The organism is Methylorubrum aminovorans, from assembly GCF_022179725.1.
Taxonomy (GTDB): domain Bacteria; phylum Pseudomonadota; class Alphaproteobacteria; order Rhizobiales; family Beijerinckiaceae; genus Methylobacterium; species Methylobacterium aminovorans.
In genome coordinates, this window is record NZ_BPRC01000004.1 from 1 (window position 1) to 18,925 (window position 18,925).

The following is an 18,925-nucleotide window of genomic DNA, read 5'->3' on the forward strand; positions in this document are numbered from 1 at the left end:
GCCTGCCCGGACTGGGCTTACAACAACCGCAACATCGTCGAGCGGTTATGGGCGCGCCTCAAAGAGTGGCGCGCCGTCGCCACCCGCTACGAGAAGACCGCCGTCAGCTTCACCGGTGTCCTCTGCCTCGCCGCAACACTCGACTGGCTCAGGTGACGACAGGCCCTAGGCACGACCCCGATTTCCGCTCACCGCCCGATGCGGACTCAGAGCGTAGCATCAGGCTCTGCCTCAAAGGTGTATGCCTGCCGACTAACCACGAAACTGAAGGAAGAACGGGCTCGTAGACAGCGACTGATAGTGCCTATCGTGCCTAGCAGCCGATGCAGATATCGCGCACTACACGCTCACGCTTCGGCCCTGTCGCCTGATGGGGCAGCAGGCCGCCGGGGTCTCTGATTGCGCCATGGCTGGTGAGCGCCCACGGTCGTTGGGCTGGAGGCTCCGCAGCCTTCGACGGGTCCGATGCCGGAGGCGTTGTGAGCGCCATGCCCTGTGCGGTCGCGCCTCCCGTCATGAGAAGGCCCAGCAGCAAAGCCCATGATAAAGGGTCTCGAACGGCCATTGGCGCCTCCTGTTGAGGCTTAACGCCGGAGCCGTAAACTGGGTCCAGCCTGTTTCGGCTGTGGGATGTTACCCATCGCGAACCTGCCCGGCACGCTCTCGCTTGTGCTCAACGCTCCATGGCCCGTTCCCGCCTCACGATCTGAACGAGGTGGTGCGAGACGCCTGCCAGCGCTGCCGCTTGCCGGTTCGAATGCCGGTCGCGAACAGAGCCATTCAACACCACCTCCACCGCCCTACGCTCAGCCGCGTTCGTCGTCGGCTTCTCTCGCTGTCTCGTCATGTGTCCCTCCTGTCACGCGCCCATGTCGGATCGCTAGCGACTGAAATCAATAGTGTTTGCGTGAAAGCAAGCCAGGCGATCGGATCGTGTACTTATAGAACGCCGCTTTTTGACTGTTGACTCATCGTTCGACTGGCACCATTTCGTGTCACGACAGATCAAGCTTGAGATCAAAACTGGAAGCGTCCGATGACTTCTTTGACTTCGTGCGGCTCATCCTCGTTGACGGCGACGACGCGACCGTGGCCGCCTGCAGCCGGGCTCTCGACCAGCTTCGTACGCCTGCTCCCGAGTCCTCGAATGCCACGCTGCAGTACAATCGAGACATCGACTCCGGATCCGAGGTATAGTCCGGTGATGTAAGTTGACAATATGATAGATTTGTGCTAGAACTCTGACACACTGCCAAAACTACATCAGAAGCCGCTCTGGGAAACCGGGCGGCTTTTCGCATTTCACAGGGAGATTTCATGGAGCGCCACTTCAACCTCCGAATGCCCCTGGCGCTTTTCCAGGAGCTGGCGCGCCAAGCCGCCGAGCGCGGGATGCCTGTCGGAGCCTACATTCGCTCCCAACTGGCATCGAACATCGGAAATCCAGTCAATATCCACCGCATCAAGAAAGAAACCGCAAATGCGTCATAAGCTGTATGGCAACGCTAAAACAAAAAAGATCGATCTTCTTCTGTCTGAGGAACTTCATGCACTGCTGGTTGAGATTGCAGAAACCTACGCTCTTGAGCCCTCAACCTACGCTCGTTCACTCGTCGTCACCCAACTCCGCAAGGTTAAGGCCGTCAAGGATGCTGGCAATGAGTAATGTTAGCAATCCGGCCTTGGCCTCTCTCGCCCGACGTCTCGTCATCGCTGAACTTGCGTCTCGTGGCGCTAAGGAGCCAGAGAAGGTCGAAGCTCTAGTGGCACCCTGCCTTCGCCTCGATGGCTATGGTGATTTCGCTGTGGTGGATCGCGGCGGCTCCGTCCTTCCCGGCCTCGTCCTCTCCGACGCGCTCGATGATGTGCAGCGCTCGAACCCGACGCTGTTCAAGTCCGCACCGCCGCCCGGCAACCCGCAGGGCGTAGATCACTCCAATCCGTTCGCCTCCGGCCCCGGTCACAACGTAACTGCCCAGATGATCCTCTGGAGAACCGATCCTGAACGAGCCGAATACCTCACCAACGAGGCCGGCCTCAAGATCACACCCTTGCGCTGATATATCAGCTATTTAAATAGGATTTTCACATGAGTTTCAGTTCCCCGGGCGGATGGCTTGAGCGCACCAAGCGGACCCGCGAAAAACAGGCGGCCCGCGCCGATATGGCGGACATTCGCGTCCAACGCGCTCAGTTAGCGGTCCACCAAGCCGAGCGTGACGCGGCAGAGATGGCACGTTTTGAGGCAGAGAATCGGGCTGCGAAGCTCGCCTGCCCATGCTGCCGGGGAGAGGGACGAGTGACCGCCGAAATGGCTGAGCTTGTTTACCGCGCTCTCGAACGCCTGCCCAGGGACAGCAAGCCCGACGCCATGGTTCTAGCGAACCTTGCTCGGATTGCACGCGGCGAGGCCGTGCATACGCATGGACCCAAGGTATCTCTGGGACTAGCTCATCCGAGCCCGGTTGCATCCGCTGAGACTGCGACAACAACGCCTTCTCAGATCAAAAAGCCGATCAATAGCAATAGCTTCACTGATGATGGCGCATTGATCGAACTCGGCGACTAAATTCTGAGATCGCGACGCGGGGCTCTCCTCATCCCAGGATGAAGTCCGTCGCGGAGCGCTGTCCGGCAACGCCTTATCCGCTGCCGGCCGGCGCTTTAATATGGGAAGGACGATCCTGGCGGGCCGCCGATCATCCTCAAGTTCATCTGGTTCGAACCCTACTAGGGGTAAAGACAAACCAGTGAGTGGAGACGGCAGTTATCGGGAGCGTTCAAGACGGGCACGGCTCCAGGGACAAGAGACGTGAGGAAGATCGATCCAGATCTGGGGGCGTCTCATCCAAGCCTATGGCGATCCACGATGTTTCGGTCCTCGGATTGGAAAACCTGTCGATCCTGCCTCCCTCAGAGACAAAAAGACATATAAGGATTTCCTTATGTCTCTACTCTCGGCTCGATCCTTCTGGTTTGCTCTAGACATGCCAAAACACCCCACCCCCGTAAGAGGGCAGGGCTATGATGTTCTCAGATCGATCTGGACGCCAACAGGGGCGTGTGTCGTATCAAAGTGACGTGGGGATACCGGCTGGACGGTTCAAGCCGCCTTCGGTGCACTCAAGGCGCGGTGGACCGATCCCTTGCCGATGCCCAGCTTGGCCGCGATGGCTCCCATGCTCAGGCCCTGCTCTGCAAGAGCCTTGATCTCATCAGCCTTAGCGCGAGCGGTCGGCTTGCGGCCTTTGTAGGCGCCCTCTGACTTGGCCTTGGCGATGCCCTCCCGCTGGCGCTCCAGCATCATCTCACGCTCGAACTGAGCCACGCCTCCGAGCACGTTGAGCATGAGCCGTCCGGTGGGAGTCGAGCTATCTACGCCCATGTCCACGATGCGGAGGGACACGCCTTTCGCCTCTAGGGTCTCAAGGATCTTGCCCATGTGAACGACGCTACGGGCAAGGCGGTCGAGCTTCGTCACCACGAGGGTGTCACCTTGCCGGGCGAACTCAAGAGCGGCTTCAAGCTGGGCGCGGTGCGCAACAGACGAAACCTGCTCCCGGAATATGCGATCGCACCCGAGAGTCGTCAGCTCTCGAACCTGCGCTTCAAAGCCGGCCTCTTGTTCCAGGGTCGAGGTGCGGGCGTAGCCAATGAGCATGGCGTCGGTCCTGTCGAGTCGTTCCACAAGGTTGTTACAAATGGAAGCCTGAGCCGTTCCAAAACGCAAGACAGTTCTTGTGGAACCAAGTTTCGTGGGTGTTGGAACGATCCGCAGGGGCAGGGGCTATTGGAACGACTTGGCCAGGGTGGACGGCTGAGCAGGTGAAGTCACCAGCCCGGATGCGAGGGCAGGGAGCATAGCCCAAGCGCTCTAGCAAAGCCTGTCGTCGCCAACGAGCGCCGGTTGCTGCGGCCCCTGTCGAGGTACGAGCCCAGGGCCTGCCAACGCGCAGATGATCCACACGGTGACGCAAAGACACCCCACCCATTTTTTTTGGCCAGCAGGCCGGGTCGGTGGCGAAGCCCTTCACACCACATGCCATTTTTCGTTCGAATTTCAGTCTAGCTGCCTGCCTTTTTCTTGCAGCTATTCTGCACATTTGGGTTCGCTCTTTTTCGAAAACTAATTTTCACTCGAGTCTATCCACCCCCACAACAAAGAAGAACAAGATCAATGCCTGCTATCAATACGAGTCATCGCTCCTCGCAAGGGGACTGTGACATGATGAGGGACCGGCCGTTCCTCATGCGTAGCCACGTGGAGCGGGGCGTCGACGCTCTAGTTGGCCTCACCTCCACCGGCTATGATGGGGTCGACCGCGTTGCTCTGTCCGTCGTCGCCGAAGCAATACTGGCGCAGCGGGCGGGGCAGCTCACGTCCTACTCGCGCAATCGCAGTTCGTACACGGGATTGACCCAGTACGGCGGCCGGGACTTCACCTATGCCAACGTGATGCGGGCTGTCGATCATGTCGCCGGTCTCGGGCTTCTGGAGCTTCATCCGGGCTTCTGGCGCTCAGACGGTAGCGGTCGGCAGAGCACCTTCGCCGCGACGGCCGAGCTCGCGGCTCTGGGCGATGTGGTTCCGCGCATCCTCGTTCGTTCACCCACGAATCTCATCATGAAGGATGGGGCGAAGCGGTTGATTCCGTACCGACTCACCAGGGATGCTCGCCGCATGATGTCGGATCTCTCGGGGTGGACTGAGTCGGTCAAAGGATCTGAGATCCGCGTTGAAGCACCCGACATCGACTGGTCTGAGAACGGCCTCGTATCAGTCCCACATAGAACCAACGACGGGGATCCGATCACCATCAAGATCACCACGGGAGACTTCGTCTTCTACAGGGTCTTCAACAATGCCTCGTTTGCTCAGGGCGGCCGAGCCTACGGGCATTGGTCGCAGAGCCTCCCGAAAGCGCGACGGGCGCAGATCACGATCGACGCCGAACCGGTCGCCCTACTCGACTTTTCGGCCTCGCATCCACGGATGCTCTACGCACAGGCCAGTATCCCTCTAGAGGGAGATCCGTATGAGCTGCCGGGCTTCGAACGAGATATCGCGAAGGTCGGCCTCCTCGTCGTCTTGAATGCGATCTCTCGGCAGCAAGGGGTGGAGGCCATGGCGCACAAATTGGCCGAAGCCAAAGTAACAGGCCGGGATCGCGCGACTGCGGCGGCTCTACTCTCTGCCCTCGAAGAGCGTCACAAGCCGATTCAGGACCACTTTTACCGCTCCACTGGCCTTACCTGCCAGCGGACTAAGGCGGTCATCCTGGCGGATGTTGCGCGACAGGCGCGTCGGGAGGGCATTGTTACGCTTCCCGTTCATGATGAAATCATCGCTAAGGCCCGGCACGAGAGCCGGATTATCGAACTCATGAATGACGCGTGGCGCATGCGCACGGGAGCCGATCCGGTTATAAAACGGGGCTGATCGGATAGGGCAGCTTTGGCGTCGCCGAGATACCGATCCGGATTATAGTAACTGCTATAATTTCCGTGTAAGTGATTGCTGGGAAACAAGTATTTTCGCCAGCGTCTTACATATGAAGAAGAACCCCACTGACTTTTCTCTCTCCTTCTCCTTTCACACCCCTTTTTTGCGCGCACCTTTCGCATCTTCGACGTCTCCTGTGGGTGGAGAGGCCGGCTTTCAGACAAAGTACGAATCGAGGTGAGAGGTGATTGGGGTCCAGATTATCCTCATCCTGTCGGGATCTTACCGGCAACCATGAGCGGGCAGCCCGGACCAATGGGCAGAGCAGCCTGATTCGCTGGTTCGCCACTCCTCCGAGCGACACTAGTCACTGTCTTGGATTGAGATCTAAGCGATCGTCCCATCAGCGTGGATGCCGGCGGCGGAGACGGGCGCCAGATATGGCATCAGCAGCGCAAACGCACCCACGCGCATATTCCGATCCGGGCACAGTCGCTTCATCCGGCTCTATGGCATCTACCCAACCAAATCGGCCCAGCAAGGCGAATGATGCGCGAGAACGGCTACGACGCTTCAGCCTGGTCTAGACCCTGTGAGCCCTTTCACTGGCCGAGAATTGCACTTCGCGGCCAAGCTATGCCGCCATCTCCAACAGGATACGTGATGACAGCCTTTGCACATCAACTCACCATAGACCCCGAAGTGACTTGGCATCCCTCCGGTGATCTCATCCTCCCGATCATCCTCGACCCGGCTGTAGCGGCTCAGATTCGCAACATCTCCGAACAATGGGGCAACGCCCGCTTGTCGGATACCGTCACAGACCTCGTTCTGGTTGGTCTGATGAGCGTCCTCTCGACGGCGAGGGCATCATAAGCCGTGGTTATATGCATATCCGCCTGACCGACGTTCTCTGTGCTGTCTCGAACGTGATGCGGGAGGATCAGCTTGAATGGCTGAACAGCCTCACCGCCTACGCTCTTGAACACGACTTACGGGCGGAAACCGTGAGGCGCATGATCGACCTCGCTTGCGACTACATCGAGTCATCGACCGCCAACGACGTGCCGTAGCCCGAGGATGCGTTCCTGCCGTTCAGCCAACCGTTGGCGTCACCGTAGGCATCGGCTCCTCCATCACCGTTTCCTCGACTGGAGCCCGCGCTCGAACCGGAAGGACAGGGACAGGCACCTTGGCTATCGCCGCCGCGAGTGCCGCTCGATCCTCCGCGATATGCCGATACTGCGCCCCAATGCCCGGCGATTTGTGTCCCGTCAGATAATCGGCAGTCGGCACATCCACTCCGTGCCGGTGCGCTTGTGTCTTCCAATAGTGTCTGAACGCGTGGTTCGGATCTTGGGTTCTATCAGTGAAGCCCTGAGAGCGAATCCACTTTCCGAGCGTTGAGCCGATGAAGCGACTCGGGTGAGTTGAGTTCGTGGGCGGCTTGCTGGGGCGCTTGCGGTAGAAGAGAGGCCCTTCACCGACTGAGCGGACGAAGTGGAGGAACCCGCGTTCGATTACCTCGGGGTGAAGTGGCACGTCGCGCCGGCTCTCGGCGGTCTTCAACGATCCGCCGTCCTCTGCAGCGCGGATCTCCAAGAGCCACACGCCTTCGACCTGTCGAACCCGTTTTCCCCAAAGCTGGGCGATCTCAGCCACACGCGCGCCCGTCGTTGCCGCCAGTAGGGGAATCCACCGCCGATAAGCCTTGGTTTCCCGCTCACAGATGGAGAGAAGCCGCGCCACCTGATCGGGGCTGTAGGGCCGACGTGCCTCGACCGTGCCGACCCGTTCGGCCTTGAAGCCGATTTCGATCCCATCGAACGGATTCGACGGAATCAGCTTGCGCTTGGCAGCGTAGGAGAAGCTTGCGCGTACATCCGCAAGGCGGGTCTTGATCGTGCCGGGTGCGAGTTTACCGCCGTTCATGAGATCGGAGCGCCACCCCATCACGTCATCACCCGTGACACGCAGCATGTCGTCATGGCCGAGTTTCTTCGCGAGGGATTGCAGCGCCACCTTCCGATTCGCACCGGAGGATGGGCGACCCTTCTCGTGCTCCAACCAGTGATCGACGACCGACTCGAATGTTACCGCCCCCATCACCCTGGTTGGCGTTTCCTCGAAGACAGGGAAGCGTTCGGCGTTAGGATCGGGCCGGTAGTCGCCCCCCGCCATGCGCTTGCAGTACCAACCTGCCTCAAGGGCAGCGCGAGCGACCTCCTTCAACAGGTCGAGTTGCTGATTCGAGGCGATCTCGATGCCTTTGAGCCGGAGGACGTGAAGGGCGATCATCCCGCAGCGCTGTTGCAAAGCTACGGCCTCCCATGCCGGGGCCGATGCCATCGCGTTGACGCCTTCGGTCAAGTTCGGTCCGAACAGCAGGGCAGCAGCAGCTCTGTCATCGCTGCGAGCATGAGTCGGAATAGCCGGAGCCCCGGCGATTCGACCTTCAAGCGCCGCTCGCGTCAGAGCTTTCCATCCCTCCCACATCTCCGGCGTGCCCGGTTCATCGCGATATGTTTTCACGATCATCCGGTACGCTTCACCCGAGAGCGCAACCCGCTGCCTTTGACTGAGTCGCGTCGGCTCACGCCGCGCCACGTCATAGATCTTGGCAAGCTCGGCACGAACGACTGCCCGGCGAACGTCTCCTGAGTTGCGGTCCCGCGTGTGAAGGCTCACCTTCGCGAACATACCAAGGGTAAAGGTGATGACACGCTCAGGGTCGAGACCGCTGGCAGGAAGGACGATGGTGACCTTCTCGCCTTTCAATTTTTCGCGAACGTCAGCCGGCACCCGGCCGTTGAACTGCTCGAATGAGGAGTCCTTTCGGCCAAGGTATTTTGCCCTAGTTCGGCACACCGCTGGCATGGCTGTATAACGCTCTGTGGTGGGACGCGGTCCGGATTTCTCCTTATATCTCAATCGCGAAAAGGATTGAAGCGTGTCAGCTTCAGTCTTACAGCAAGTGCGTCAAGCGCCTGAAGGAGCAGAAGGCCTGACGGGCTTCAACACCCGCTCGCATCGCGAGAGCAGCGTGCTGGATATCAGATCCGGCACGATGCTCTATCCTCTTGTGTGTGCATCGTCTTTTTTCCGAAAACCGGTGGCCGCCTTTCGGGACGATGCTCTAACGGGACAGGTCGCCCCGTGAACCGATCGGCGGCGTGCGGGTTGCCCCGCCGATCTGTTCTGAACCGCTCCCGAGCCGAAGCGAAGGCCGGTTCCGCACGGGAGCGCATCGAAGCGTAGACTGAAAGCCTCACCGACATGGAGCGTGAACGGCGCATCCTGCAGCGCACGGTGGCGGTCGTCGCGGTCGTCCCGGTCCTGGCGGGCCTTTACGGCGTGCTGTTCGGCATCGACGGCATCGGCGGCGGCACACCGGTCAACGTCTCGGCCGACAGCCATTTCCGCTATCTATCGGGCCTGCTGACCGGCATCGGCATCCTGTTCTTCACCTGCGTCCCGGGGATCGAGGACAAGTCGAGACTGTTCCGCTTCCTCACCCTTGTGGTGGTGCTCGGCGGACTGGCGCGGCTGCTCGGCCTCTCTCTCACGGGCGTTCCGTCACTGACCATGCTGGCGGCGCTCGCCCTCGAACTCGTCGTCACGCCGCTGCTCTGCCTGTGGCAGTTGCGGGTCGCGCGTCTCGCCCGTGATGAGAGGCAGGCTCTGGTGACGGGCACCGAGGTCGTCGGGTGAGGGGAGCGGCGCAGCGCGCCGGCGGGGCGGCTCCGGTCGAGCGCCTGCTCGGAACCCTCGAAAGCTGGGTGCCGAAGCCTGCGGCCTGGGCCTTCGCCGTCCGGATCTGGCTGGCCATGATGCTGGCGCTCTACGCCGCGTTCTGGCTCCAGCTCGACAGCGCATCCTCGGCGGCCGTCTGCGTCGCGATCCTGGCCCAGCCGAAGCGCGGCCAAGCGCTCTCGAAGGCCGGCTACCGCTTCCTCGGCACCGTCGTCGGCGGCATCGTCGGCATCGGCCTGATGGGCCTGTTCGGGCAGGATCGGGTGCTCCTGCTCCTCGGCTTCGCCTGCTGGCTCGGCCTCTGCGTCTTCGTCGCGCAGTTCCTGCAGGATACCCGCGCCTACGGGGCGATGCTCGCCGGCTACACCGTGGCGATCGTCGCGATCGCCCATATCGACGCGCCGCAGACGGTGTTCGATGCCGCCATCGGTCGCGTCGCCGCGATCGCCGTCGGCATCGTCGCGATCACCTTCATCAACGACGCGCTCGCCTCGCCGAGCACGTGGCAGGCCCTTCTGCCGCGCCTCGCCGACGCTCATGCGGCGGCCAGGGCCTTCGCCCGCGAGAGCCTGACCCGGGGCGATCCCGGCCCGGAACGGACCGCCGCGCTGATCCGAAAGGTCGCGCCGATGCGGGCGGATGCGAGCGCCATCGCCGGCGAACTCGACGACGGCCTCCACCGGGCCGCGGGCGCCCGCAGCGCCATCGCCGCGCTCTACGTCCTGGCCGCGGCCAGCCGCGCGCTGGCGGCGGCGCTGACGCGTGTCGACGAGACCGGCCCGCGGGTGCGCGAGGCGCACGCGCTGGCTCTGCGCTCGGTCTCGGAAGGCGAGGAGCCTCGTGCCGAGGCGCTCGCCCGCGACGGCGGCAGGCTGCGCGATCTCGTGGACGAGGCGATGCGCGATCCCGGCGCGTCGCTCAACGAGATCATGGCGCTTCAGCGCGCGCTGGACGTCGTCGAGGCTGCGACCTTCGCCGAAGACGGTGCGCGGGCACTGGCCGACGGCCACGCGCCTCTGCGCGATATCGCCCTGCCGACCCACCGCGACTTCCAGGTCGCCCTACGGGCGGCGTTGCGGGTGATGATCGCCTTCGGCCTCACGGCGGGGCTCTTCATCCTGCTCGGGCTGCCGCAAGCCACCTTCGCGCTCGTCCAAGTGGCGGCGACCTGCGCCCTGTCCTCCGTGACGCCCGATCCGCGCAAATTCGCGCTCGGGGTGCTGATCGGGATGCCCCTCGCCGCCCTCTGTGCCGGGTTCGTCCTGTTCGTGATGCTCAACGGCAATCAGGGCTTCCCGCTGCTCGCGATCGCCATGGCCCCGGTCGTCTTCTTCGGCTGCCTCGTCTCGCTGCACCCGCCGAGCTTCACCATCGGCTTCATCACCCTGGTGTTCACGCCGGTCCTGATGGCGCCGGACAACCCGCAATCCTACGATCCGCAGACCTTCCTCATGAACGCGCTGCTGGTCGTCGCCGCCGCGGTGATCCTGTTCCTGACGATCCGCCTCGTCCTGCCGATCTCGGCATCGCAGCACCGTGCCTTCGCCCTCGAGGAAGCCCGCCGCGACCTCGCCGAGGCGCTGACGGGGGCAGGCGGCGACGCCACCACCCGCACCAGCCTCAATGCCGACCGACTGTTTCAGTTCTCAGCCTGGAATTCCGGCAGCGGCGCGGTGCGCCGGGCGAGCTTGCACCACGCCTTCGCCGTGGCGCAGTTGGAAGCCGCCGCCGCGCGGGCCCACGCGCAACTGCGCACCCTGAGCGAGATCGGCGGCCTCGTCCCTCTGGTCGCTGAGACACGAAAGGCGCTCGCCTCGGGCCGCCCGGCTGACCTCGACCGCACGGCGCACGCTCTGATCGGCGAGGCGAAGCGCCACGACCGCGCGATCCGCCTGCAGCTCGCCCGCGCCGTGACCGACCTCGCGACCGCTTCGCGCGTTATGCGGGGGCACGGACGCTTCTTCCGCCGTCTCTTCGTTCTCAATTCCTGACCGCAGCCATGCAACACGAACTCACCATCGGCGGGATCCTGGTCTCGCCCTTCGTCGCCTACGCACTGATCGCCTTCGCGTTGCTCGTGGGGCTGCGGGTCGTGTTTCGCCGGATCCGGTTCGGGCGCTACGTCGCCAACGCGCCGTTGGCGGAAGCCGGGATCTATGTCTGCCTGCTCGCAATCGTGGTGGTGCTGCTGTGAAGCGCGAGGACGAAGCAGGCGCCGACGACCGGAACCGGGGGCAACTCCCGCCCGATGACGCACTCTCCGACGAGCCGCAGCGCGGGCCAAGGGCCGGCGCCAAGTCCGTTTCCGGCCGACGCCGGTACGGGGGCCGCCTTCTGCGGCTGGCGGCCACCGGCCTCATCCTCGCCTTCGCCGCGGTGGCGGCTTACGTGGTGTGGCAGTTCTACGTGACCGCCCCCTGGACCCGCGACGGGCGGGTGCGGGTGCAGGTGGTCAACCTCGCTCCGCAGGTGGCCGGTACCGTCGTCGAGTTGCGGGTCACCGACAACCAAGAGGTCAAGAAGGGCGACGTCCTCTACGTCATCGATCCGTTCGACTATCAGGAGGCCGTGGTCTCGGCCGAGGCTGAGATCAAGAACCGCGAGGCCGACCTCTCGGTGAAGCAGGCGCAATCGGCCCGGCGCGCGGCGCTCTCCACCGTCTCGACCTCGGTCGAGGAGAAACAGCAGTTTGCCGGCACCGCCAAGATCGCGGAGGCCGCACTGGAAACAGCCCGGTCGCAGCTCTCACAGGCGAAGAAGAATCTAGAGCGCACGCAGGTGCGCTCGACGGTCAACGGCCGCGTGACCAACCTGCTCTTGCGGGTCGGCGACTACGCCCAGACCGGCACCGCCAACATCCGGGTGATCGACACCGATTCTTTCTGGGTCGACGGCTATTTCGAAGAGACGAAGATGGCCCATATCCGCCCCGGAGCCCCCGCCGAGATGGCGCTGATGGGCTACGGCGCGCCGCTGCGGGGCACGGTGGAGAGCCTGACGCTCGGCATCTCGACCGCCAACGCCGCGACGAGCACGCAGGGGCTGCCGAACGTCGATCCGGTTTACACCTGGGTACGGCTCGCTCAACGGGTCCCGGTGCGCATCCGCATCGACCACGTGCCGCCGGAGGTGACCCTGGTCGCGGGCATGACCGCGACCGTGGTCGTCGGCGACGGGCGTGGGGGCCAGCCGGACTGGGTCGCGTCGCTGCGCGGCTGGCTCTTCGGCCGAGCGGACGGGGCGCAGCCCGGCACCGAGGGCAAGAACTGAGGCCACGGCGGCGCGCGGACGGTGCGATACCCGAAAAAATTGGGTAAGGCGGCGGCATGGCCGCCTCTCCCCTCGTCCGCTTCGCCCCCTCGCCGACCGGCTTCCTGCATATCGGCAATGCCCGGCCGGCACTGCTGAACGCGCTGTTCGCCCGCCGCGAGGGCGGTCGGTTCCTGCTGCGGCTCGACGACACCGACCGGGAACGCTCGACGGAGGAATTCGCCACCGCCGCGTCCGAGGATCTCGGCTGGCTCGGCATCGAACCGGACCTGTTCTTCCGCCAGAGCGATCGCACCGCGCTCTACGACGCGGCGGCGGAGCGGCTGAAGGCGGCGGGCCGGCTCTACCCCTGCTACGAGACGCCGGAGGAGCTGGACCGCCGCCGCAAGCGCCAGCTCGGCCGCGGCCTGCCACCGATCTACGACCGCGCAGCGCTCGCCCTGACCGAGGCCGAGCGCGCCGCCCTGGAGGCCGAGGGCCGGCGCCCACACTGGCGCTTCAAGCTCGATCATCGTGTCGTCGCCTGGGACGACCTCGTCCGCGGCGAGAGCCACGTCGATTGCGCCTCGCTCTCCGATCCCGTGCTGGTGCGGGCCGACGGGAGCTATCTCTACACGCTCCCCTCCGTCGTGGACGACGCGGAGGTCGGCGTCACCCACGTGATCCGCGGCGAGGATCACGTCACGAATACCGGCGTGCAGGTGCAGCTCTTCGAGGCGCTCGGCGCGTCGGTGCCGGCCTTCGGCCACCACAACCTGCTGACCACCGCGGACGGGGAGGGGCTGTCGAAACGCCTTGGCCACCTCTCTCTGCGCTCCCTGCGCGAGGCCGGTTACGAGGCCGCCGCCGTGCGCTCGCTCGCGGTGCTGACCGGCTCGGCCGAGGCCGTACGCCCGATCGCTTCGCTCGACGAATTGGCGGGGCTCGTCGATCTCGCCCACCTCTCGCGCGCGCCGGCCCGGTTCGACCCGGCCGAACTCGACGGGATGAATGCCCGCCTCGTTCACGACATGCCGTTCGACGACGTCCGCGCGCGGCTCGCTGCCCTCGGTGTCCCGGCCGATCAGGCGGAAGCCTTCTGGCTCGCGGTGCGGGCCAATCTCGGCCGCGTCTCGGACGCCGCCGAATGGTGGCGGGTGGTGAACGGACCGGTGACGCCCGTCATCGCCGAGCCTGATTTCATCGCGACGGCCGCCCGCCTGCTGCCGGAAGCGCCCTTCGGCGCCGGGACGTGGAAGGCCTGGACCGATGCGGTGAAGGCCGAGACCGGCGCCAAGGGCCGCGCCCTGTTCATGCCGCTGCGCCTCGCGCTGACCGGCCTCGACCACGGGCCGGATCTCGCCGGATTGCTCCCGCTGATCGGACGGGCACGAGCGGTACGGCGGCTGAGCGGCGAAGCTGCCTAGAGCTTCATCCTGGATATCCGAGCGAGGGCAGAGCCTTAGGCATTTGTTTTTGCATCATCTTTTTCCGAAAGCCGGCGACGACCTTTCGGGACGATGCTCTAATCCGAGACGCCGTCGGGCTCGGCCTCGATCATCATCACGTCGAGCGTGAAGCTGCCGTCCTCCTCGATCGCGAAATGCGACCGCACCGGCTCGGGGGCGCCGGACTGAAGTGCGCGGATCGCCGCGATGCTCGGCCCGGGCGTACCCATGCGCGCGACCCAGGACGGAAAATCCATGCGCACCCGCCAGCGCCGGTCGGCGCCGGGCACGAAACCCGCCTGCGCCAGCATCGCGCGCCACTCCGCCTCGCCGTAATCGCGCACGTGGGACGGATCGCGCAGCAATTCCCAAGCCTGGAGATGGGTGTCGAGCAGCGGCGGCCCCGGATGCACGACATCGACGAGGCCGAGGCGGCCGCCGGGTGCGAGCACCCGGTGCGCCTCCCGCAGGGCAGCCGTCACGTCGGCCCAATGGTGAGCGCTGTAGCGCGACAGCACGCAGTCGAGACTCGCATCGGCGAAGGGGAGCGCCTCGACGCTGGCCTGCCGCGTGGTGACATTCGTCAGTCCACGGCGCCGCGCCTCGGCGGAGACGGCGTCGAGCATCGCCTGCGACAGGTCGAGAGCGGTGACGGCGCGGACATGCGGAGCCACCGCGTAGGTGACGTGGCCGCCACCGCAGCCGAGATCGAGCACGGCGGAATGGGGGAGGGCACCGAAGCGGGCCAGTGCCGCGAGGTCCTCTCCCGCGGCATGGACCGCGCTCGCAACGTAATCGGCGGCGCGGGCTCCGAACTGCTTTTCCGTATGGGCGTCGTGGCTCAAAGCGGCGGTCACGGCAACGCTCCTCCCTCGGCGGCGCGTTCGAGCGCCGCGACATCGAGCTTCACCATGCCCTGCATGGCGGTGAAGACGCGGGCCGCCACCTCCGGATCGGGATCGGCGAGGAGGCGCGGCAGCCTCTCCGGCACGATCTGCCAGGGCACGCCCCAGCGGTCGCGCAGCCAGCCGCAAGCGATCTCGGCACCGCCCTCGGCGGTGAGCGCCGACCACAGGCGGTCGACCTCGGCCTGATCCCGGCAGGTGACCGAGATCGACGCCGCGGTCCCATAATCGGCCGGCGCGCCGCCGTTCAGCGCCTGAAAACTCTGACCGCCGAGGGTGAAGACGATCAGAATTGGCTCGCCGGCCTCGCCGCCTGGCCAGGGCCCCGGCGCAGGCTGGACGTGGACGATGCGCGAATCGGGCACGAGAGACACATAAAGGCGTACGGCCGCTTCCGCGTCCTTGCCGAACCAGAGACAGGTGCTGACGTGGGCCATGCCGGGCTCTCCCTCTCCGCCGGCAGGATAACGGCCGCAGTCGCCGAAATTCAATCGTCGGCGTGCTCGCTCGCGGGGCTCCGACCGCCGCCGGACCATTCGATGAACGCCCTCCGGTCCCTTCTCGCCGCCCTTCGGATTCGCTGACCGGTGTCCGAGATGACGGAAGTGGGATTGAATCGATCAATTCGCCGGAAGCCGGATCACACGGCCGGCCCGCCGGCGGGTGGGAGCGGCGCGAGCCGCGTCAGGCGCAGCGCGATGAGGAGCGCAGCCACGTAGAGGCTGCCGAAGAACCCCGCAACGCCAGGCCAGCCGTAATGCTGGAAGAACCAGCCGCCCGCCGTGCCGAGTAGGGACGAGCCGAGATAGTACATGCAGAGATAGATCGCCGAGGCCTGCGCCCGGTCGCTGAAGGCCCGTCGCCCGACCCAGCTCGACGCCACCGAATGCGCGCCGAAGAAGCTGACCGTGACGACGACGATGCCAGAGATGATGAGGACGAGGTTGTCGGCGAGCGTGAGCGCAATGCCGCCAATGCCGAACAGAATCGCCAGCCACAGCACCTTGCGCCGCCCCAGCACTCCGGCGACGTGGCCGGTGATGGCGGAACTCGCCGTGCCCGCGAGGTAGACCACGAAGATCAGGCCGATCACCGTCTGGCTCAGCGAGAAGGGCGGTTCGAGCAGGCGGAAGCCGATATAGTTGTAGACGCAGACGAAGCCGCCCATCAGCAGGAACGGCTCGACGAACAGCCAGGGCAGGCCGGCATCGCGGAAATGGTGGGTGAAGGTGCCGGGCACCTCGCGCCAGCGCATGCGGTGGGCAAGGAAGTGGCGGGAGGCCGGCAGGGCGAACTGGAAGGCGAGGGCTGCGAACAGCGCCAGCACGCCGATGATCCCGAGGCCCCAGCGCCAGGAGGCGTGGTCGGCGATCACGCCCGCGAGCAGCCGCCCGACCATCCCGCCGAGCGCGTTGCCGCCGATGAGGAGCCCCATCGACAGGCCGATGGCCCGCCCGTGCATCTCCTCGCTGAGATAGGCCATGGCCACGGCCGGCAGGCCGCTCGCGGCGATGCCGGTGAGCGCCCGCAGCACGAGGAAGCCGTGCCAGCTCGGCATCAGGACGGCGCCGATGGTGAGGAGCGCAGAGGCGAACAGCGAGGCCGCCATCACCCGCTTGCGTCCCCAGACCTCGGACAGCGGGCTGACGATCAGGAGCGAGACCGCGAGCGTGGCGCAGGGCAATGACAGCGCGAGGCTGCTCTCGGCCGGGGAGACATCGAACGTGTCGTGAAAGACCGGCAGCAAAGGCTGGACGCCGTAGAGCACCGCGAAGGTGGAGAAGCCCGCCGCGAACAGGGCGAGTGTCGCCCGGCGGAAGGTCGGCGTCCCGGCCTCGATGAACCGGTCGCTGTCGTCCGCCATCGCCGTCCCGTGCTCTCAAGCCCACGCGTAACATCCCCCACCTGCGCCGCAGGTGGGGGAGGGTCAAGAGCGTCCGTTAACGCGGCGCCGCGGGCTGTTGCCCCTCCGCCTGCTGCTGCAGCAGCGGGGTGATGCGGCGGACGGTGACGCGGCGGTTCTCGCGGTTGGCCTCCTGCGTGTTCACCTTCAGATACTGCTCGCCGTAGCCCTGCGTGGTCAGGTTCTCCGGCGGCACCTGGAAGTTTTGCGTGAGAACCGCGGCCACCGACTGGGCCCGGCGATCGGACAGTGAGAGGTTGTCGATGTCTGAGCCGACCGCGTCGGTGTAGCCCTCGATCAGGAAGACCTCCTGCGGGTTGTCCTTGATCGTCCGGTTGATCGCCTCGGCGATGGTGGAGAGGCGCTTGGCCTGATCGGGCGTGACCGTGAACGAGCCGGTGTCGAAGGTGATGGTGTTGATGTCCACCGACGGCATCCGTGCCCGAAGCTGCGGGCTGTAGCGCACCTGATCCAGGGTGTAGCGCCGGTCGAGCTTCTGCACGGGCGGCGCGGATAAGGTCTCGTAGACGGTGCGCGCGTCGGCCCCATCGTAATCGACCACGTAACGGTCGCGCGGGATGCGGATGTCGGGCGGCGGCAGTTCCACCACGTCCTCGTAGATCGGACGGGGCGCGCCGCCATAGGCGTTGTTGATGAGGATCACCTCGCGCCCGTCGCGGGTGCGGCGGGACCGGCGCAGCAGCCGGCCGTCGTCGTCCACCACGGTTATGATCTGGCCGCCCGCCGGGCTGTCGACGTAGCTGTAGATCTCGCCGCCGCGGCGCTCGCTGCGGTAGCCGCGCTCACCGTAGATCGTGCGGAAGCGCTCGTTCTCATCGTGGCGGATGTAGGTCGTGTCGCGGTCGCGCACGATGATGCGGCCCGGCTCGCGGTAATAGGTGCGGCCACCGACGTCGTACTCGCGGCGATCGCGGCGGATCGTGTCGTAGTCGCGCACGCGATAATCGTCGTCACGGAAGCCGCCAGGCACGTAGGCGGGCGTGCCGGGAACGTTGAAGCGGTCGCGGCGATCGGTGCGGTCGCCGCGCCGGTCATCGTCCCTGCGGTCATCACGCCGATCATCGCGACGATCGTCGTCACGGCGATCGAACCGGTCGCCACGCCGGTCGCCATCGCGCCGCTCACCGTCGCGGCGATCATCGAGGCCGCGCTGATCCGAGCCTCTGTCGAGCTGGGTCGGCGCCGTAGAATCGGTGGGCGTGCCGGGGGGCTGAACCGGACGACCGGGAACACCCGGCTGCTGGTTCGGCGCTGTGCGCCCACCGGGAGCCTCGCGGGCAGCATCGGGTTGGGCCGCCGTCGGCGGCGTTGGCTGATCCGGACGGGCGGGCTGCTGCGCGTTCGGCGCCACTGGGCGCCCGGGAACGCCGGGCCTCTGGTTCGGTGCCGTCTCGGGAGCGGATGGGTTCGGGACGGAAGGCGGCGTCGGACGGGTTGGGCGCTCCGACGAGGGTGGCGTCGGCGCCTCCGGGGCTCGGCGCTGGCTCGGCGCGGCGTCGGGGCGGTCGGTGTCGCGATCGCGGCCGGCGGGCCGGGCCGGACGGTCGGCGCCATCACGGTCCGGCCGATCCGGCGCATCGCGTCGGGCCGGTGCCTCGCGCTCGGGCGCTTCGCGGCGGGCGGGCGCCTCGCGATCGGGAGTCCGCTCGCGGGCAGCGGGCGGGGTTGGGCGCTCGTCGGATCGATCCGGCCTCTGAGCGGGCGCCGGCGGGCGCTCGGGGCGCTCCTGACGCTCGGGACGCTCCTGTCGTTCCTGAGGCGCCGGCCGCTCGGGACGGGCCGGACGTTCAGCGGGCTCCGGTCGCTCACGGCCGGCGGGCGCCTGACGCGGCTCCGGCCTCTCCGGCCGCTCGGGTCGATCCGGCCGCTCCCGTGCCGGCGGTCCGCCGCGCTCCACGCCACCCCGCTCGGCCGGACCAGCGCCGCCCGGCGCACCCGGACCGCCGGGTCCGCGGCCGCCACCGCGTGGTCCCTCACCGTCGTTCTCGCGCTGTGCAAGCTCGATCCGCCCACCGTCGCCGAGCGACCGCGCCAGAGACAGGTCGGACAGGACGAGCGCCGGCAGCATCGTGCCGGCCAGGAGCAGTGAGCGGGTCATCCGCATGAAGTCAGCCTCGTGAAACGCAATCGGCGGTTCCGAACACGGTTGGACCGGATTGGTTCCCTTTCCATTCCCGTCGAAGAGCGACGGAGACTGGTCGAG

General features: G+C 65.6%; 19 protein-coding genes. 13 read left to right on the forward strand and 6 right to left on the reverse strand.

Translation table 11 applies throughout. The features are described 5' to 3' along the window. From MFF24_RS07890 to MFF24_RS07910, 5 genes are all read left to right on the forward strand, one after another. A partial coding sequence (locus MFF24_RS07890; RefSeq protein ID WP_238224102.1) for a transposase occupies positions 1-156 on the forward strand: 156 nt, incomplete at its 5' end. Positions 157-1,317: 1,161 nt separating this feature from the next. After that, on the forward strand, positions 1,318-1,491 hold the full coding sequence (locus tag MFF24_RS07895; protein WP_238223761.1) for a hypothetical protein: 174 nt from the start codon (positions 1,318-1,320) through the stop codon (positions 1,489-1,491). Then, positions 1,481-1,666 (forward strand): hypothetical protein, encoded by a 186-nt coding sequence (locus MFF24_RS07900; protein ID WP_238223762.1) that lies wholly within the window; start codon positions 1,481-1,483, stop codon positions 1,664-1,666. Before MFF24_RS07895 ends, MFF24_RS07900 begins: the two co-directional genes overlap by 11 nt. A gap of 97 nt (positions 1,667-1,763) precedes the next feature. Further along, positions 1,764-2,060 carry a hypothetical protein gene (locus MFF24_RS07905; protein ID WP_238223769.1) on the forward strand — a complete coding sequence of 99 codons (297 nt, stop codon included), beginning with the start codon at positions 1,764-1,766 and terminating at the stop codon, positions 2,058-2,060. Between the two features lie 29 nt (positions 2,061-2,089). Next, complete coding sequence (locus MFF24_RS07910) at positions 2,090-2,569, forward strand: hypothetical protein (RefSeq protein ID WP_238223771.1); 480 nt, start codon at positions 2,090-2,092, stop codon at positions 2,567-2,569. A gap of 534 nt (positions 2,570-3,103) precedes the next feature. On the opposite strand, the gene MFF24_RS07915 is transcribed toward MFF24_RS07910, so the two are convergent. Continuing rightward, entirely contained in the window at positions 3,104-3,661 is a 558-nt protein-coding gene (locus MFF24_RS07915; protein WP_238223773.1) for a recombinase family protein, read from the reverse strand. 588 nt (positions 3,662-4,249) lie between these two features. Here MFF24_RS07915 and MFF24_RS07920 point away from each other — a divergent pair. The 3 genes from MFF24_RS07920 (at position 4,250) to MFF24_RS07930 (ending at position 6,516) form a co-directional block, all read left to right on the forward strand. Beyond that, the gene (locus tag MFF24_RS07920; RefSeq protein ID WP_238223775.1) at positions 4,250-5,440 is read left to right on the forward strand and encodes a hypothetical protein; all 1,191 of its coding nucleotides are present in this window, start codon (positions 4,250-4,252) and stop codon (positions 5,438-5,440) included. A 666-nt stretch (positions 5,441-6,106) separates the two neighbouring features. After that, positions 6,107-6,319, forward strand: coding sequence for a hypothetical protein (locus tag MFF24_RS07925; RefSeq protein ID WP_238223776.1), 213 nt, complete (start codon positions 6,107-6,109; stop codon positions 6,317-6,319). Positions 6,320-6,330: 11 nt separating this feature from the next. Next, complete coding sequence (locus tag MFF24_RS07930) at positions 6,331-6,516, forward strand: hypothetical protein (protein ID WP_238223777.1); 186 nt, start codon at positions 6,331-6,333, stop codon at positions 6,514-6,516. 22 nt (positions 6,517-6,538) lie between these two features. On the opposite strand, the gene MFF24_RS07935 is transcribed toward MFF24_RS07930, so the two are convergent. Beyond that, complete coding sequence (locus MFF24_RS07935; protein ID WP_238223778.1) at positions 6,539-8,320, reverse strand: tyrosine-type recombinase/integrase; 1,782 nt, start codon at positions 8,318-8,320, stop codon at positions 6,539-6,541. Positions 8,321-8,719: 399 nt separating this feature from the next. Here MFF24_RS07935 and MFF24_RS07940 point away from each other — a divergent pair, with 399 nt between their 5' ends. The 5 genes from MFF24_RS07940 to gltX are packed head-to-tail and all read left to right on the forward strand — an operon-like array spanning position 8,720 to position 13,872. Then, complete coding sequence (locus MFF24_RS07940; protein ID WP_108942621.1) at positions 8,720-9,154, forward strand: DUF4345 domain-containing protein; 435 nt, start codon at positions 8,720-8,722, stop codon at positions 9,152-9,154. Continuing rightward, a complete protein-coding gene (locus tag MFF24_RS07945; RefSeq protein ID WP_238223779.1) occupies positions 9,151-11,187 on the forward strand; it encodes an FUSC family protein in 2,037 nt (678 codons plus the stop codon). Before MFF24_RS07940 ends, MFF24_RS07945 begins: the two co-directional genes overlap by 4 nt. A gap of 8 nt (positions 11,188-11,195) precedes the next feature. Continuing rightward, entirely contained in the window at positions 11,196-11,390 is a 195-nt protein-coding gene (locus MFF24_RS07950) for a DUF1656 domain-containing protein (RefSeq protein ID WP_108942619.1), read from the forward strand. After that, a complete protein-coding gene (locus MFF24_RS07955; RefSeq protein ID WP_238223780.1) occupies positions 11,387-12,466 on the forward strand; it encodes an efflux RND transporter periplasmic adaptor subunit in 1,080 nt (359 codons plus the stop codon). The genes MFF24_RS07950 and MFF24_RS07955 overlap by 4 nt, the downstream gene beginning before the upstream one ends. Before the next feature lie 56 nt (positions 12,467-12,522). Then, complete coding sequence (gltX, locus tag MFF24_RS07960) at positions 12,523-13,872, forward strand: glutamate--tRNA ligase (protein ID WP_238223782.1); 1,350 nt, start codon at positions 12,523-12,525, stop codon at positions 13,870-13,872. A gap of 98 nt (positions 13,873-13,970) precedes the next feature. On the opposite strand, the gene MFF24_RS07965 is transcribed toward gltX, so the two are convergent. From MFF24_RS07965 to MFF24_RS07980, 4 genes are all read right to left on the reverse strand, one after another. Continuing rightward, positions 13,971-14,750: a class I SAM-dependent methyltransferase gene (locus tag MFF24_RS07965; RefSeq protein WP_238223784.1), complete on the reverse strand. Its 780-nt coding sequence runs from the start codon at positions 14,748-14,750 to the stop codon at positions 13,971-13,973. After that, on the reverse strand, positions 14,747-15,235 hold the full coding sequence (locus MFF24_RS07970) for a VOC family protein (protein WP_238223785.1): 489 nt from the start codon (positions 15,233-15,235) through the stop codon (positions 14,747-14,749). Before MFF24_RS07970 ends, MFF24_RS07965 begins: the two co-directional genes overlap by 4 nt. A 203-nt stretch (positions 15,236-15,438) precedes the next feature. Further along, complete coding sequence (locus tag MFF24_RS07975) at positions 15,439-16,662, reverse strand: MFS transporter (RefSeq protein ID WP_238223788.1); 1,224 nt, start codon at positions 16,660-16,662, stop codon at positions 15,439-15,441. 76 nt (positions 16,663-16,738) lie between these two features. Then, positions 16,739-18,826: an OmpA family protein gene (locus MFF24_RS07980; protein WP_238223790.1), complete on the reverse strand. Its 2,088-nt coding sequence runs from the start codon at positions 18,824-18,826 to the stop codon at positions 16,739-16,741. Positions 18,827-18,925: the final 99 nt, after the last annotated feature.

Coding starts and splice junctions, on each gene's coding strand:
- MFF24_RS07895 (WP_238223761.1), top strand. CDS start 1,318: ATGGAGCGCCACTTCAACCTCCGAATGCCCCTGGCGCTTTTCCAGGAG.
- MFF24_RS07900 (WP_238223762.1), top strand. CDS start 1,481: ATGCGTCATAAGCTGTATGGCAACGCTAAAACAAAAAAGATCGATCTT.
- MFF24_RS07910 (WP_238223771.1), top strand. CDS start 2,090: ATGAGTTTCAGTTCCCCGGGCGGATGGCTTGAGCGCACCAAGCGGACC.
- MFF24_RS07915 (WP_238223773.1), bottom strand. CDS start 3,661: ATGCTCATTGGCTACGCCCGCACCTCGACCCTGGAACAAGAGGCCGGC.
- MFF24_RS07920 (WP_238223775.1), top strand. CDS start 4,250: ATGCGTAGCCACGTGGAGCGGGGCGTCGACGCTCTAGTTGGCCTCACC.
- MFF24_RS07925 (WP_238223776.1), top strand. CDS start 6,107: ATGACAGCCTTTGCACATCAACTCACCATAGACCCCGAAGTGACTTGG.
- MFF24_RS07930 (WP_238223777.1), top strand. CDS start 6,331: ATGCATATCCGCCTGACCGACGTTCTCTGTGCTGTCTCGAACGTGATG.
- MFF24_RS07935 (WP_238223778.1), bottom strand. CDS start 8,320: ATGCCAGCGGTGTGCCGAACTAGGGCAAAATACCTTGGCCGAAAGGAC.
- MFF24_RS07940 (WP_108942621.1), top strand. CDS start 8,720: ATGGAGCGTGAACGGCGCATCCTGCAGCGCACGGTGGCGGTCGTCGCG.
- MFF24_RS07950 (WP_108942619.1), top strand. CDS start 11,196: ATGCAACACGAACTCACCATCGGCGGGATCCTGGTCTCGCCCTTCGTC.
- gltX (WP_238223782.1), top strand. CDS start 12,523: ATGGCCGCCTCTCCCCTCGTCCGCTTCGCCCCCTCGCCGACCGGCTTC.
- MFF24_RS07970 (WP_238223785.1), bottom strand. CDS start 15,235: ATGGCCCACGTCAGCACCTGTCTCTGGTTCGGCAAGGACGCGGAAGCG.
- MFF24_RS07975 (WP_238223788.1), bottom strand. CDS start 16,662: ATGGCGGACGACAGCGACCGGTTCATCGAGGCCGGGACGCCGACCTTC.
- MFF24_RS07980 (WP_238223790.1), bottom strand. CDS start 18,826: ATGCGGATGACCCGCTCACTGCTCCTGGCCGGCACGATGCTGCCGGCG.